The sequence below is a fragment of the Streptomyces kurssanovii genome (assembly GCF_040677245.1).
GTDB classification, from domain to species: Bacteria; Actinomycetota; Actinomycetes; order Streptomycetales; family Streptomycetaceae; genus Streptomyces; species Streptomyces kurssanovii.
In genome coordinates, this window is record NZ_JBFAQK010000036.1 from 27,915 (window position 1) to 44,946 (window position 17,032).

2 protein-coding genes are annotated in these 17,032 nt (G+C 73.2%); both read right to left on the reverse strand.

Annotated elements, in window-relative coordinates; all coding sequences use genetic code 11:
- Positions 1-11 precede the first annotated feature (11 nt).
- Positions 12-15,770 carry a non-ribosomal peptide synthetase gene (locus AB0K36_RS23195; protein ID WP_435877920.1) on the reverse strand — a complete coding sequence of 5,253 codons (15,759 nt, stop codon included), beginning with the start codon at positions 15,768-15,770 and terminating at the stop codon, positions 12-14.
- Positions 15,771-15,912: 142 nt separating this feature from the next.
- Positions 15,913-16,950, reverse strand: coding sequence for an iron-siderophore ABC transporter substrate-binding protein (locus AB0K36_RS23200; protein ID WP_364597535.1), 1,038 nt, complete (start codon positions 16,948-16,950; stop codon positions 15,913-15,915).
- Positions 16,951-17,032 lie beyond the last annotated feature (82 nt).

The following is a 17,032-nucleotide window of genomic DNA, read 5'->3' on the forward strand; positions in this document are numbered from 1 at the left end:
CTCGTCACTCCTCATGGGTTCACGGTGAACAGTTCCGAGAGCGGCTGTTCCGGGTCGGCCGCCACGTTCCGCAGCAGCGTGCGCAGTTCGTCCGCGAGCCGCCGTGCCTTGGCCCGCCCGAGCAGTCCGGTGGCGTGGACCAGCTCGCAGTGCACCGGTCCGTCGCCGCGCGGCTCGTAGAAGCTGAGGGTCAGCTCCGCCCTGGCCGAGCCGGTCGGCACGGCGTGGAAGGAGCCCATGCCGCCCTCCAGCTCCGCCAGGTCCGCCTGCTCGTGGTGGATCACCATGACCTGCGGTCCCCCGGGCGGCAGGCCGGTCGCACGCGCCACCTCGTCGAAGGGCACGTCCCCCCGGTCCAGCGCGCCGAGCGTCGTCTCCCGCACCCGGGTGAGCAGCTCGGTGAAGGCCGGGTCACCGGCGGTGTCGGTGCGCAGCACCACGGTGTTGAAGAAGCAGCCGACCAGATCGGCCAGCCGGTCGTCGCCACGGCCGGCGACCATGGTGCCGATCGGCAGGTCCGTGCCGGCGCCATGGGCGGTGAGCAGGGCCGCCAGTGCCGAGTGCAGCACCATGAACATGCTGGTGCCGGTGGCCCGGGCGAGCCGGTCCACGTCGGCGTGGAGCCGTTCGTCGAGGACGAATCCGACGTGGTCGCAGGCGTGGACGGACCGGTCCGCCGCCTCGGTGCGCGGCCTGTCGGCCGGCAGCTCCAGGAAACGGGGCACGTCCCTCAGCGCCTGCCGCCAGTAGGCGAGTTGACTCCCGCCCGGACTGTCCGGGTCGGTGAGTTCGCCGAGCGTCTCGTGCGCCCAGTGGGTGTAGTCGCCGTACGTCACCGGGAGGGGCCGCCACCCGGGCTCGGCGCCCGCCGTCCGGGCCGCGTACGCGGTGGTGAGGTCGCGGAACAGCGGGACGACCGACCATTCGTCCGCGGCCAGGTAGTGCATGGTCAGCAGCAGCGCCTGCGTCCCGTCCGCACCGGTGAGCAGCCTGGCCCTCAGCGGGGACTCCCGCGTCAGGTCGGGTGCCTCGGCGGCGAGCTCGGAGAGCCGGGCGTCGAGATCGGCGCACTGCTCGGTCCCCAGCCGCGGCGGCGGGCCGGCCTGCTGGAGCACGGCCCCGTCCCGCTCGGTGAAGACGGTGCGCAGCGTTTCGTGGCGTGCCACCACATCCGCCAGCGCCGCGTCCAGCGCCTCGGTGTCCAGCCCGCCGGGCGAGCGCAGAACGAGGGCGTGGTCGAAGGCAGCGTGCCGTCGGTACGACGACCACTGCGAGCGCTGTACGGGAGCGACGGGCGCGGGGGCGCCGTCCGCGCGGTGCCCGACCGGCCGCAGCGGCGGGCGGGCTGCCGCCGCGCCCTCGATCTTGTCCGCTATACCGACGACGGTCAGCGCGTCGAACACGTCACGGATGCTCAGTTCGACGCCGAACTCGGCGCGGATCCGGCCGACGAGCCGCATGGAGGCCATCGAATGACCGCCCAGTGCGAAGAAGCTGTCGTGGACGCCCACGTCCTCCAGCTTCAGGATCTCTCCGAACAGTTCCGCCAGCCGGACCTGCGTCGGGGTGACCGGCCGGGCGTCACCGGTCATCCCCGACCAGTCGGGTACGGGCAGCGCCTTGCGGTCCAGCTTGCCGTTGGGGGTCAGCGGCAGCGGACCGTCCAGGGGTACGACGAGGGCGGGCACCATGTACTCGGGCAGCAGCGCGGCGACATGCGCACGCAGCGCCTGCGGGTCGAGGACTCCGGGTCGAGTATCGAGACGGCTCCCGGGGCCGGGGAGGCCGTCCGGGCCGCGCTCGGGACCGGGTCCGGTGTCGGATCCCGGTCCGGTGTCGGATCCCGGTCCGGGGCGAGGGCCCGGTCCGGTGTCCGGGACGTTCTCCGGGACGACGTAGCCGACCAGGCGCACGATGTCGCCCTCGCGGTCGGCCACCACGGCGGCCTGGGCGACCGCCGGATGACCGGCGAGCGCGGCCTCGATCTCGCCCAGTTCGATGCGGAAGCCGCGGATCTTCACCTGGGTGTCGACCCGGCCGAGGAAGTCGAGGTTGCCGTCCCTGCGCCAGCGGGCGCGGTCCCCGGTGCGGTACATCCGGCTGCCGGGCGGGCCGAACGGGTCGGCGACGAACCGCTCCGCGGTCAGCGCGGACTTGCCGAGATAGCCGCGGGCCAGGCCCCTCCCGGCCACGTACAGTTCGCCGGCCACTCCCGGCGGGACCGGGCACAGGCGGGCGTCCAGGACGTAGCAGACGGTGTTCGGGTCGGGCCTGCCGATCGGTACCCGTCCGGTGGGCCGTCCCCCGGCCTGCCGGGCGGGCCAGAGCGTGGAGTTCACCGTGGCCTCCGTCAGTCCGTAGGCCGCGATGAGGTCGGCGGTGGCGCCGAAGCGCTCGAAGAGGTCCGGCGGCACGGTCTCCGTCCCGACGAGGACCGTGGACCCTTCCGGCAGTTCGCAGCCGGCGGGCAGCGCCGACACCAGGGACGGCGGAAGGATCATGTGGGTGATCCGCTGCTCCGCCAGGAAATCGGTGAGCGCCGGCCCGGCGACCCGTGCCTCGTCGGGCATGAGCACGAGCCGTCCGCCGTGGCACAGCGCCATCGACAGTTCGAACACGAAGACGTCGAAGCCGATCGAGGCGAACTGGAGGACGCTGCTGTCCCGTTCCAGCCCCATCCGGTCGACCGCGGTCGCGACCAGGCTGGAGATGCCCTCGTGCGGGACGACCACGCCCTTGGGCCGGCCTGTCGAACCGGACGTGTAGATCACGTAGGCGGCCTGGTCGAGACTCACCGGCAGGCCGTTCACGGCGGAGCCCGGGACCCGGCCGAGTGCGGCCGTGATGTCCGGCGCGTCGAGGAGCACCACGGGGACACCCGCCACCTCGGGGATCTTCCCGGCCACCGGCTCGGTGCCGACGACGACGGTGGCCCCGGAGTCCTCGATCATGTAGGCGAGCCGGTCGGCCGGGTGGACCAGGTCCAGCGGCAGGAAGGCGGCGCCCAGTCTGAGGACGGCGAGCACCGTGGCGACCATGTCGATCGAGCGGGGCACGGCCACGCCGACCACGCTCTCGGCGCCCACTCCCCTCGCGGCCAGCAGGTGTGCGATCCGGTCGGCGCGGGCGTCCAGCTGTGCGTAGGTGAGCGACTCGGAGCGTTCCACGACGGCCACCGTGTCGGGCCGTTCGGCGACCTGCCGGGCGAACAGGGCGGGCAGCGAGGCCTCTTCGACCTCACGGCCGGTGGCGTTGAAGCGGTCGAGGACCGTCTCCCGCTCGCCGGCGGCGAGGATCTCCGCGCGGGAGACGGGCTGTTCCGGCGCGGCGGCCACTGCCGCGACCAGCCGCCGCAGACACTCGGCGAGCTGCTCGGCGCTCTCCTGGTCGAACAGTTCGGTGGCGTACTCCAGGCGGCAGCCGAGCGTGCCCTCCTCGCCGTCTGCCGCGGTCTGCTCGGTGAAGCTGAAGACCAGGTCGAACTTGGCGGACCTGATCCGGAACGGCACGTCCGCCACCCGCAGTCCGGGCAGCCGGAGTTCGCCGTCGGTCCGGTTGTGGTAGCCGACCATCACCTGGAACAGCGGATTGCGGGCGGGCGAGCGGGCCGGGTTCAGCCGCTCGACGACGGCCTCGAACGGCACGTCCGCGTGGGAGAAAGCGGCCAGGTCGGTGGCGCGGACCCTGGCCAGCAGCTCCGTGAACCCGGGGTCACCGCTCACGTCCGTCCGCAGTACCAGTGTGTTGACGAAGAAGCCGACCAGGTCGTCGAGTGCCTCGTCGCCGCGCCCCGCGATGGGCGAGCCGAGGGGGATGTCGGTGCCGGCGCCCATACGGTGGAGCAGGGCGGCGACGGCGGCGTGCACGACCATGAACATGCTGGCGCCGTTTTCCCTGGCCAGCCGCTTCAGTCCTTGGTGGACCTCCGCGTCGAACGCGATGTCCAGTTCCGCGCCGGTGAAGGCGGGCCGGGCGGGCCGGGGACGGTCGGCCGGCAGCTCGATCTCCTCGGGGGCGCCCTCCAGCGCCGCACGCCAGAACTCCAGTTGCCGTGCGATCACGCTCCGGGCGTCGGCCGGGTCGCCGAGGAGGCGCTGCTGCCACAGCGCGTAGTCGGCGTACTGCACGGGCAGCGGCTCCCATTCGGGCGCGGTGCCGCGTGTGCGGGCGGCGTAGGCGGTGGCCAGGTCGCGCAGGAAGGGCCGGTCGGACCACTCGTCCGTGGTGATGTGGTGCAGCAGCAGGACGACGACGTGGTCCTCGGGGGTCACTTCCACGACCGTTGCCCGCAGCGGCAGTTCGGCGGCGAGGTCGAACGGCCGGTTGACGGCGGCGTCGACGATGCCGGGAACCTCTGCCTCGTCGGCGCGCAGGCACTCCACCACCGGGTGCGCCCGCTCGACGGGCAGCACCCGCTGGAAGACCTGGCCGTCCCGCTCGGAGAAGACGGTCCGCAGCGCTTCGTGCCGTGCGGCCACGTCGGCCAGCGCGGCCCGCCACGCGGGCACGTCGAGCGTGCCGCGCATCCGCATCACCAGCGGGAAGTTGTACGCGGCGGAGGTGCACTCGATCTGCTGGACGACCCACAGTCGCTGCTGGGCGTGGGACAGCGGCAGTTCGGCGGGCCGCGCGCCGGCGGTGAGGGCCGGGCGGGCGGAGGCGGCCGGGCGGGTCGCCCGCTCCACGAGTTCGGCGACGGTCGGCGCCTCGAAGAGGTCCCGGATCGCCAGCTCCGCGGAGAGCGCGGTGCGCGCGCGGCTGATCAGCCTGGTGGCCAGCAGCGAATGACCGCCCAGGTCGAAGAAGTTGCTGTCGGTCCCGACGCTGCCCTCGGCGAGGCCGAGCACTTCGGCGAAGAGCGCGCAGAGGGTCCGTTCCTGCGGCGACCGGGGCGGCCGGACCGAGCCCGGTCCGGTGACGTCGGGGGCGGGCAGGGCCTTGACGTCGAGTTTTCCGTTGACGGTCAGCGGCAGCGTGTCCACCGCCACCAGCGCCGCCGGGACCATGTAGTCGGGCAGGGCGGCGCGCAGGTGGTCGCGCAGGCTGTGTACCATCACCGCCCCCTCCTCGGCGCCGCTCTCGAGCACGACGTAGCCGGCCAGGCGCTTCGCGCCGGCGCTGTCGGCCACGACGACGACGGCGGCGTGGGCGACGTGCGGGTGGGCGGTCAGGGCCGCGGAGATCTCGCCGAGTTCGATCCGGTGGCCGCGGATCTTGACCTGGTCGTCGGTACGGCCGAGGAAGTCGAGGAGCCCGTCCGGTCGTTGCCTGACGAGGTCGCCCGTGCGGTACATCCTCTCCCCCGGGTCGCCGAACGGATCGGCGACGAACCGCTCCGCCGTCAGGCCGGGCCGGTCGTGGTAGCCCCGGGCGAGGCCTGTGCCCGCGATGTACAGCTCCCCGGGGCAGCCGGGCGGGACCGGGCGCAGCATCCCGTCGAGCACGTGGGCCCGGGTGTTGCGGATGGGGACGCCGACCGTGGGGGTGGGGCTGTCGGAGGTGGATCCGCCGAGCGTGTTGATCGTGTACTCGGTGGGCCCGTAGAGGTTGTAGCCGTAGGTGTCCTCGGTGCGGCGCAGCCGGGTCCACACGGTGTCGGACACGGCCTCTCCGCCGAGCAGGACGAGTGCGGGCCGGTGCCTGCCGCCGTGCTCGCGGGACGTCGCGGCCAGGGTGCCCCCGGCGGCCTCGTCCGTCGTGTCCCGCGCGGGCCCGTCCCGGTCGAGCAGGCCCTCCTCGATCAGCAGTTGCGCGTAGGTGGGGGTCACGTTGACCACGTCGATCCGGTGCCGGTCGCAGTAGGCCACCAGGGCTTCCGCGTCGCGGCGCAGGTCCTCGTCGCAGACATGGACCTCGTGCCCCTCGACGAGCCAGAGCAGCTCCTCCCAGGACATGTCGAAGGCGAAGGAGACGGTGTGCGCGATGCGCAGGCGGCGTCCGCCTGCGGAGGCGATCGCCGGGTCGAAGATCTCCTTCTGGTGGTTGAGCTGCATGTTCGTCAGGCCTCGGTACGGCGTGACGACGCCCTTGGGGCGGCCTGTCGAACCGGAGGTGTAGATGACGTACGCGGGGTGCTCCAGCCTGCCGGGCACACCGTGCGCGAACGCGGGCCGCTCGGCGTCGGTGACCGGTCCCTCCGGGAGTCCCGCGAGCTCGGCGGTGACGGCCGGGTCGTCCAACGGGAGTTCCGGGGCGACGGGGCCGGAGGGTCCCCGGAGGGTGGGCGCGACCGCCGTCGTGGACAGCAGGCACAGGGGCCCGGTGTCCTCGACCATGAGGCGCAGCCGGTCGGCCGGGTGGTCGAGGTCGAGCGGCAGATAGGCGGCGCCGGTGCGGAGCACCGCGAACAGGGCCACGACCGTCTCGATCGACCGGGGCAGCGCGAGCGCGACGACCTTCTCCGGTCCCGCGCCGCGGGCGATCAGCAGCCGGGCGACCCGGTTGATCTGCGTGTCCAGCTCGAGGTAGGTGAGTGCGCGCTCGCCGAACACCAGCGCCACCGCGTCGGGGGTGCGGGTGACCTGCGCCGCGAGCATGTCGGCGACGGTCTCGTCCGGCACCGGCCCGAAGCCGGTCTCCCACTCGGCGAGCAGGGCGGCCCGCTCGTCGGGGAGAAGCAGGTCGAGGGTGCCGACGCAGGCGGACATGTCGCCGACGAGCCGCTCCACCAGGGTGCCGAAGCGTTCCAGCGCGGCCGCGGCCTGCTCGTCGTCGACCAGGTCGGGGCGGTACTCCAGCTTCACGCGTACGGCCCGGGCCGGGTCGACGACGAGGGTCATGGGGTAGTGGGTGGCGTCCACGCTTTCCACGGCGGTGATGCCGTGCCGTTCCCTGAGCTGCCGGAAGGCGTTCTCGTCGGCGAAGTTCTGCAGTACGTACAGGGTGTCGAAGAGGACGCCCCGGCCGCTTTCGCGCTGGAGCTCGGCCAGCCCCAGGTATTCGTGGTCCATCACGGCGGCACGCTCGGCCTGCACACGGCGCAGCAGGCCTGCGACCGGCTCGTCGGGCGCGAGCCTGATCCGCACGGGCACGGTGTTGAGGAACATGCCGATCGTCGACTCCACGCCGGGCACGTCAGCGGGCCGGCCGGCGACGGTGGTGCCGAAGACCACGTCGTGGCGGCCCACGGTCGCGGACAGCACGAGCGCCCACGCGGTGGACAGCACCGCGTTGATCGTCAGTCCGTGCTCACGGGCGGCCGTCCGCAGACGGTCGCTGAGCATGGGCGGCAGATCGAGGGTGCGCCGTCGTGGGATCACCGGCCGTTCTCCGCGGTCCCGTGCGACGAGGGTCGGTTCCTCGAGTCCGGCCAGGGCGCGGCGCCAGGTGTCGCGGGCCGCGTCGACGTCCCGCTCGGCGAGCCGGGCCAGGTGGTCGCGGTAGCTGCCGGGCTCCGGCAGGGCGGCGTCGTCGCCGCCCGTCTCGTACAGGGAGAGGAGTTCGTCGAGGAAGAGCGACTGCGACCAGCCGTCCCAGGCCACCAGGTGGTGGCTGAGCATCAGGCGGTCGGTCGTCGCGGTCAGCCGGATCAGTTCGAGCCGGAACAGCGGTGGGGCCGCGAGGTCGAACCGCCGCAGCCGGCCGGCGTCGGCGATCTCGGTGAGCCGTGTCCGCCGCTCGCGCTCTTCCAGATGGGTGAGGTCCACCTCCGTGACCGGCACCGGGAGTTCGGCCGCGGGGCAGACGAACTGCACCGGTCCGGGCAGCCCGTCGCTGGTGATGCCCGCGCACAGGCTGGGATGCCTGCGCAGCAGCGTCGCGCACGCCGCGCGCAGCCGGTCGATGTCGAGACGGTGGTCGAAGTCGAACGTGTCCTGGGCGGTGTAGACGTCCACCGCGGAGGAGTCGTAGCTGGCGTGGAAGTAGATGCCTTCCTGAAGCGGTGAGAGCGGCCAGATGTCGGCGACGGGGAACGGGCTGACGCTTGTGACCCGTTCTGTCTCGGACGGGGTCAGCCGGACCAGTGGCGCGTCGGCGGGTGCGAGGGAGGCGCCGGTGTCCTGCGAGGTCCTGGCGATGAGTTCGCGCAGCGCCTCCGCCCACGCGCGGCCGAGTGCCCGCACGTCCTGCTCGGTGAGCGCGCCGCCCTCGGGCCAGGTCCACGTGGCGCGCAGTTCGGGGCCGAGGGGCGTGTCCGCGCAGACGGCGTTGACCTGGAGCGGGTAGGGCATGGCGAGGCCCGGGTCCGGTTCCACGGACAGGGCGTCGCTCTCGACGGCGGGTGCCCAGTCGCGGGCCTGCTCAGCAGGCATCCGGCCGAAGTAGTTGAACAGCACCTGCGCCTGGGACAGTCGGGCGAAGGCGGGCGCGAGCTGCGGGTTGAGGTGACGCAGCATGCCGTATCCCGCGCCGGAGTCCGGTGCCGAACGCACGGACTCCTTGACCCGCTCCAGGGTGCCGAGGGCGTCACCGGCGGCGGCCAGGCGTACGGGATGCAGGCCGGTGAACCAGCCGACGGTGCGCGACAGGTCCAGCTCGGAAGCGTCCCGTCCGTGACGTTCGAGATCCACCAGCAGGTCGCCGTCCGGGTCACCGCGCCGGCGGGACACGGCGATGCGCAGCGCGGCGAGCAGCACCTCGGTGACGTCCGCGCCGGCAGCGGCGGGCACCGCCGTGAGCAGCGCCCGGGTCTCCTCGACGGACAGGGACTCGACGTGTTCGCGCGCGGATCCGGCGGTGCCGGTCCGGCCTGCGCCGGGGACCAGCTCGGCGCCGGGTGCCAGAACCTTCGCCCAGTAGGGCAGTTCGGCCTGCCGCCGGGGGGAGGTGGCCTGCTCGGCGATGTTCCGGGCGAAGCCGCGCAGCGACGTGGGGACCGGTTCCAGGACGGGCCGCTCGCCCTCCGAGACGGCCTCCCACGCGGCGGCGAGATCGTCCAGGAGCACCCGCCAGGAGACGCCGTCGACGGTCAGGTGGTGGACGACGAGGAGCAGCCGGCCCGGCCGGTCGCCGCCCGTGTCGAACCAGACGGCCTGGAGCATGACGCCGGCGTCGGGGTCCAGACGGGACGCGGCGCTGTCGGACTCGGCGGCGATCACGGTGCGGAGCCCGGCGTCGTCCAGGCCCCGTACGTCGACCCTCCTCAGCAGCGCGGCGGCGTCGACCGCGCCCACGTCGAGTGTCCGCGCCGACCACAGCGCGGGGATCGCCGGACCGAGGTCCATCCGGGAGAGCGTGAGCCGCAGCCCGTCGTGGTGGTCGAGGATCGACTGCAGGACCCGTGTCAGCCTGTCGGCGTCGGCTTCGGCGGGTGCCTGGAGCAGCATCGAGAGGTTGAAGCGGCCGATCGGCCCGCCGTCCTCGCGGAGCTGGTGGACGATCGGCAGCAGCGGGACGTCGCCGACGCCGTCGGCGACCGTCGTCGGGGAACCGGCGGTGCCCGCGTCGACCGCCGCGTCCTCGGTGGCTCCGGTGAGCCGAGCCGCCAGCGCGGCCGGCGTGCGGTGCTCGAAGACGTCCTTGGGGCTGACCGCCAGTCCGGCCCTGCGGGCACGGCCGGACACCGACATGGACAGGATGCTGTCCCCGCCGAGCATGAAGAAGTCCTCGTCCGCGTCGACCTCGTCGAGCCCGAGCACGGCGGCGAAGATCGCGCGGAGCTGCCCCTCGTGTCCCTCCCGGACCGTCGGTCCCTTGTGCTGCCGGATCCCGGGGACCGGCAAGGCCGCGTGGTCGACCTTTCCGCCCGGGGTGAGTGGCAGTGCGTCCAGCTCCACGAAGCGGCTCGGCACCATGGGCGCCGGAAGGGAGGCGCCGAGCGAGCCGCGTACGGCCTCGATGTCGAGGATCGCCCCGGCGGCGGGGGTCACGTAGGCCACCAGGTGCTTCACCCCCCGGTCGTCGTCCCGGGCCACGACGGCCACGTCGCCGACCGCCGGTACTTCACGCAACCGTGCTTCGATCTCGCCGAGTTCCACCCGGTTTCCCCTGATCTTGACCTGGTGGTCGGTGCGCCCCAGATAGGTGAGCACGCCGTCGCCACGGAACTGGACGATGTCTCCCGTGCGGTACATCCGGCCGCCCTGTCCGCCGTCGGAGAGGTACCCGGCGGGGCCGCAGAACGGATCCGCGACGAAACGCTCCGCGGTGAGCGCGGCGCGGCCGTGGTAGCCGCGGGCCAGCTGCGCGCCCGCGATGTAGAGCTCCCCGGGCTCGCCCTCGCCAACGGGGCGGAGGTACCGGTCGAGGACGTAGAGCCTGGTGTTCCACACCGGCCGCCCGATGGGCACGGTGCCCTCTCCGTCCGACTCGGCGCCCGCTTCCCGGCTGGTGACCTGGATGACGGCCTCGGTCGGCCCGTAGACGTTGAACAGCGGCACACCGGTGCGCTCCAGCCAGCGCCTGGCGAGCGGAGCCGGCAGCGCCTCGCCGCCGCTGAACGCCCTGCGCAGGCCGGTCCACCACGGCTCCCCCGGGGCGTCCTCGGCCAGCAGCGCGGAGTACAGCGACGGCACGAGGTCGAGGTTGGTGACCTGTTCGCGGCGGATGAGCTCCGTGAGATACGCCGGGTCGCGATGCCCGTCCGCCCTGGCGATCACGACCGTCCCGCCGGTCAGCAGCGGGGCGAAGATCTCCTGCACCGAGGGGTCGAAGCCGGTCGAGTACTGGTGCAGTACGCGCTCGCCCGGCCCGAAGCCGAACCGGCCGATCGCCCAGGACAGTTGGGCGACGACGGCTTGGTGGGTCACCACCACGCCCTTGGGCCGGCCGGTCGAGCCGGAGGTGTACATCACGTACGCGGCGCTGCCCGGTCGGACGTCGGCGGGGAGGGCGTCGGCAGGGAGGGAGTGCTCGCCGTCATGGCCGGCCGCGCCGTGCCGGCCGAGGAAGACCGGGGTGATGCCGTCCTGCTCCGGCAGCCGTGCCCATGACTCCTCGGTGACGACGACCGCTCCGGCCCCCGAGTCGGAGAGCATGTACCGGACGCGGTCGGCCGGGTGGTCCACGTCGACCGGCAGGTAGGCCGCACCCGCCTTGAGGACGCCGAGGAGGGCGACCAGCGCCTCGGCCGAGCGGGGCACGGCCACGGCCACGACGGTCTCGGGCCCCACGCCGTGCGCGACGAGCCTGCCCGCCAACACGTCGGCCCACGCGTCCAGTTCGGCGTAGGTCGTCCGCCCGCCGTCATGGATCAGGGCGGTGGCGTCCGGGGTACGGCGCACCTGTTCGGCGAAAGCTTCGTGCAGCGTGCCGGCGGGCGTCGCGTGGTCCTCTCCGGCGAGGCGGTCGAGCGTCTCGCGCCGCTCGTCGGCCGTCCGCGTGGCAAGCCGGCCGACCGGCAGTGCGGGGTCGGCGACGACCTGGGCGAGCAGTGCCCGCAGACGGGCGGCGAACCGTCCGGCGGCCGTGGTGCCGAGCCGGGCGGGGTCGTGTTCCAGAAGCAGTCGGAGCCGCTCGCCCGGATGCACGGTGAGCGCCAGCGGGTAGTGCACCGAGTCGCGGATGCGCGAGCCGACGACGCGCACGAGCCCCGACGGGTCGGCCGGCTCGCCGGCGTCCGGCAGGTTCTCCACGACGACGAGTGCGTCGAAGAGATCACCCAGGCCGACGGCCCGCTGGATCTCGGTGAGCCCGAGGTGCTGATGGTCCAGCAGTTCTGCCTGATCTGCCTGGAATCGCGCGAGTACCTGCGCGAGCGGCTGCTCGGGGCGCCACCGCAGTCGGGCCGGCACGGTGTTGATCAGCAGGCCGATCAGGGACTCGATCCCCTCGACGGGGGCCTGCCTGCCCGAGACGGTCGTTCCGAGGACGAGGTCGTGGGTGCCGACGACATCGCCGAGCACCAGGCCGAACCCGCCCTGCACGACGCTGCCGAGGGTCAGCCCGAGTTGCCGGGCGCGGGCGGTGAGTGCCGCCGTGTCCTGCGGGGACAGTTCGATGGTGATGCTGCCGGTCCGCCCCGGGGCGCTGCCACCCGCGCGCACGGGCAGCCGGGCCGGTACGTCGAGTCCCGCCATCGCCTCGCGCCAGGCGCCGCGCGCCTGTTCACGGTCGCGGCCGGCGAGCCACCCGGCGTACGCCCGGTAGGTCCCGCTCGGCTCGGGGCGTGGGACCGTGTCGGCGCCGGGACGGTAGCCGTCCAGCAGCTCCCGCGTCAGGAGCGGGAGCGACCAGCCGTCCACGATGATGTGATGCATGGTCAGGACCAGCAGCGAGCGTCGCTCACCGAGACGGACCAGCGCCGCGCGCAGCAGCGGCGGGGCGCCGAGGTCGAATCGCTCGGCCCGCTCCGCGGCCGCGATGTCGTCGACGGCCCTGGGCTGCTTCTCCGCGTCGAGTTCCGACAGGTCGACGAAGCGCCAGGGCAGTGCGACGCGTTCGCCGATCAGCTGCACGATCCGTCCGTCACGGCATTCGCGGAAGGCCGCGCGCAGCAGCGGATGACGGTCGAGCAGCCGCTGCGCTGCCGCCCGCAGGGTGTCCGCGTCGACGTCACCGGCGAGTTCGAGGGTGTCCTGGACGGAGTAGCCGTCCGCCCCGCTCTCGTCGACGGCGGCGTGGAAGTAGAAACCCTCCTGCAGCGGCGTGGCGGGTACGACGTCGAACAGGTCCGGAACGGCTGCGGTGAACTCGGCCCGCTCCTCCCCGGTCAGCCGGACCAGCGAGAACGGCGCGGGCACCGCCCCCGCCACGTCCGGAGGCCCGCCGTCGCCCGCGGCGCGTGAGAGCGCCGCCACCGTACGGTGCCGGAACACGTCCCTCGGGCTGATCCCTAAGCCCGCCGCGCGGGCGCGGCCCACCAGCTGGATCGCGACGATGCTGTCGCCGCCGAGTTCGAAGAAGCTGTCGTGGACACCGACCGACGGCAGGCGAAGGACTTCGGCGAACAGCACGGCGAGGGCCGTCTCCGCCGGTGTGGTGGGCGCGGCGTCGCCGGTCATCGCCGTCCACCGCGGCTCTGGCAGCGCGCGGGTGTCGAGCTTCCCGTTGGGCGTCAGGGGCAGCGGGCCGTCGAGGAGGACGACGGCCGAGGGCACCATGTACTCCGGCAGCGCCTGGGACACCTGCGCCCGCGCCGCCCCCACGTGCGCCTCGGCTTCCGTACCGCCGTCGCCGGCCACCAGATAGGCGACGAGGCGCTTCACTCCCCGGTGGTCGTTCCGCACCAGGACCGCGGCCTGGGCGATGCCGGGGCAGGCCATGAACGCGCTCTCGATCTCTCCCGGTTCGATGCGGTGGCCGCGTATCTTCAGCTGGCCGTCCGCGCGGCCGAGGAAGTCGAGGTTGCCGTCGGCCCGCCACCGGACGCGGTCGCCGGTGCGGTACATGCGCTCGCCGGGCGCGCCGTACGGGTCGGCGACGAACCGCTCCGCCGTCAGCGCCGCCCTGCCGAGATAGCCGCGGGCCAGGCCTCGCCCGCCGACGTACAGCTCGCCCTCGACGCCCACGGGGACGGGCCGCAGCGCCGAATCGAGTACGTAGGCCCGGGTGTTGGGGTCGGGGCGGCCGATGGGCGCCGGCCCCTCGGCGTCCGGTTCCGCGGTCCACAGCGTGGAGTTGACGGTCGCTTCGGTCAGACCGTAGGCGACGACCACCCGCAGGCGGCCGGACCAGCGGGCGATCAGCTCGCCGGGCACCGCCTCCGTGCCGACCACGAGCACCGCCCCTTCGGGCAGTTCGCAGTCCTGCGGCAGCGCGGAGACGAGCGACGGCGGGAGGATCATGTGGGTGGCGCGGTGCTCGCGGATGTAGTCCGTCAGGGCGGGGCCGGCGACCCTGCGCCCGGCGGGGACGACGATGATCCGGCCGCCGACGCACAGCGACATGATCAGGTCCCAGACCGTCACGTCGAAGCCGACGGACGCGAACTGCACGACGCGGCTGTCCGGGCCGATGCCGATCCTGTCCGTGGCGGTGGCGATCAGGCTGCCCACGCCGTCGTGCGGGACGACCACGCCCTTGGGGCGGCCGGTCGATCCCGACGTGTAGATGACGTACGCGGCCTGGTCCAGCGCGATCGGCAGGACCAGGGCCGAGGCGTCCAGGGCGGCGGTCCGGGCGACCACGGACGGGTCGTCGAGCAGTACCCGGGCGACGTCCGGCACGGCCGGCAGGTAACCGGCGGCCGCCCGCGTGGTGACGAGGGTCCGCGCGCCGGCGTCGGACAGCATGTAGGCGATCCGGTCCTGCGGGTGGTCGGCGTCCAGCGGCAGGTACGCCGCCCCGGTCTTCATCACCGCGAGCAGGGCGACGACCAGTTCGGGTGAGCGCGGGACGGCCACGGCGACGATGTCCTCGTGGCCCACGCCCCGTGCGACGAGCAGTCGGGCCAGCCGGTTGGCGGCGGCGTCGAGTTCCGCGTAGGACAGCTGCCTGTCCTCGCACACGAGGGCGACGGCGTCCGGGGAGCGGCGCACCTGCTGCTCGAACGCGGCGGGCCAGGTCAGTTCGGGTACCTCACGCGGCGCGACGGCGAACTCGCCGAGCAGCCGGGCCCGTTCCGCGCCGGAGGTCAGCTCGATGCGGCCGACGGGGAGGTCCATGTCCTCGGCCATGGCATCGAGGACCATGCGGAAGCGTCGCCCGTGGTCGTCCAGCGTCTGCTCGTCGCACACGGCCGCGTCGGCGTCGAGGTGGATCCGCAGGCCCGAGCCGTGCCCCGGCAGGCTGACGGTGACGGCCAGGTCGCTGACCGGGCCGAGCCACTCGGGGCGGAGGTCGGCGTCCAGGTCCCCGAACCGCAGACCCCGCACGCCCGGCAGGATGTTGACCGTGGGGCCGACGAGCTCCGCCACTCCGCCGACCAGGCCCAGATCCCTTGCCAGGTCCTCCGCGCGGTAGCGCCCGTGCTCGACCGTCTCCGCGATCCGGCGCCCGACCGTGTCGGTGAGCTCGGCCGCCGTCATGCCCCCGTGGACGGGGATGCGCAGCGGGAGGAGGTTCGACACCATGCCGGGGGGCTGGTCGGAGACGTCCCCCTGCCGGGTGGTCACGGGCAGTCCGAGGACGAGGTCCTGTTCGCCGCCGACCCGGTGCAGGTAGGCGGCCACGGCCGCAACGAGCAGGCGTGACAGGCGGACGCCCGCGGCCGCGGCGGCGGTACGCAGCACGGCGGTCGTGGCCGTCGGCAGTTCGACGGTGCGCCGGACCCGGCGTGTCATCGGAGCAGGCGCGCGCTCCACGAGGCGCACGGGCTCGGGCCGGCCGGCCAGCCGGTCCAGCCAGTAGGCGCGGTCGGCCCGGTACCGCTCCGACCCGCGATAGGCCCGTTCGCCGTCCAGCAGTCGGGACAGCTCCCGGCCGGTGCCGCCGTCCGTGAGCTGTCCCTGGTCGTGGGCGGTGTAGATCTCGCCGGCCCGGCGGGAGATGAGCACGATGCTCACGCCGTCGACGACGATGTGGTGGTAGCGCTGGTGCCACACCACACGGTCGTCGGCGAGCCGCAGCAGCGCGTGGCCGAACAGCGGCCCGTTCACAAGGTCGGCCGGGCGGTCGCGGTCGGCCTCCGCCCACGTGGCGGCGGCGCCTTCGGGGTCGGGTTCGCCGCGCAGGTCGACGACGGGCACGTCGAAGGGACGGCGTGCGAGCGTCTGACGGGGCCCGCCCTCCGCGGAACCGATGCGCACATGCAGGCACTCGGCCTCCTCGAGCGCCTGCCGCACGGCGGTGCGCAGGCGGTCGATGTCGACGTCACCGCGCAGGTCCAGGGCGAATGAGACGTTGTAGGCCGAGCTGTCGGGGTCGAGCTGCTGGGCGAGCCAGATCCCGGACTGCCCACCGGTGACGGGTGCTCCGGCGGCGGACGTCGGGTCCCACTCGGCGTCAGACATCGTGCGCATGGCCCTTTCCCTCATGGTGCGTCGATGGCGAGTCGTTGCGTGACCGTGCGTGCCGCGCCCGCCCGGCGGAGGACGGCCGACGGACGGGCGGCAGGCGGGGTGGCCGCGTCGCTGCGAGGACGCGGAGGCGCTGCTACTTGATCGCCTCGAGCATGGGTACGACCTGGTCGATGGCGTACGGGATCGACAGCACCGTGTTGAAGGAGAGCGCGGCGCCGATGTCCGGGCTGTCGTACGGCAGGAAGAGGTCCCGCTTCTCCTGGTGGACCTTGGTCTTCTTGTAGAGCGGGTCGGCCTTCATGGCCTTCTCCGTGTCGGGGGTGCCGAGCCACACGGTGCGGTCGGCCTCCATGACGTCGAGGCGCTCGGAGCTGAGGTCGGCGATGTTCTCCTTGCCGAGGGCGGCGCGGTACTTCTCCGAGGTGGTGAAGCCCATCTCGCTGAGGAAGATGACCTTGGGGTCCTTGGGCGAGAAGGCGGAGAACTTGCCCGGCTCGTAGGGCTCGCCGACGGTGACCGTCAGGCCCTTCCACCCGGGGTGTTCGTCACGGACGGCCTTGAAGCGCGCGTCGATGCCGGCGATGAGCTTCTTGGTCTCGCCCTCCTTGCCGAGGGCCTTGCCGATCTGCTCGGTCATGACCTGCCACGGCGCCTGGTAGTCCTCGTGGCCCTTCGGCTGGGCGACCACCTTTGCGATCTTGGACAGGGTCTCGTACTGCTCCTTCTTCATGCCCGAGTACTGGGCCACGATCAGGTCGGGCTGGAGCGCCGCGATCTTCTCCATGTTGTACTCGTCGCGCTCACCGACGATCTGCGGCGGCGTGGAGCCCCAGAGGTCCTTGGTCCACGGCCACTTGCCGTACGGCTGCTCCTTGAACCAGTCCACGGAACCGACCGGCTTGACGCCGAGGGCCAGTACCGCGTCCTGGTCGGACAGGCCGAGGGTGACGACCTTCTTCGGCTCGGACTCGATGGTCGTGCTGCCGTACTTGTGCTCGACCGTGACCGGGAAGGCCGCCGAACGCGCCCCGGTCTCCCCGGACGGCTTGGACGCGTCCTCGTCCGTGCCGCCGCCGCAGGCGCTGAGCACCAGCGCGGCGACCGCGGCCGCCACCAGGCGGGGGATGTGGCTGACGATCCTCGTCGGACCGGGGCGTGTACCAACGGACACGGGGCAGTTCCTTTCACGGGTTTTCACGGTGCGCGTACATACGCCCGGTCCGACGCGTCGTGCGGGCGGCGGACCTGGGGTG

What these genes read in the sequence shown, in the direction of transcription:
- AB0K36_RS23195 (WP_435877920.1), bottom strand. Translation starts at nt 15,770, where the DNA reads ATGTCTGACGCCGAGTGGGACCCGACGTCCGCCGCCGGAGCACCCGTC.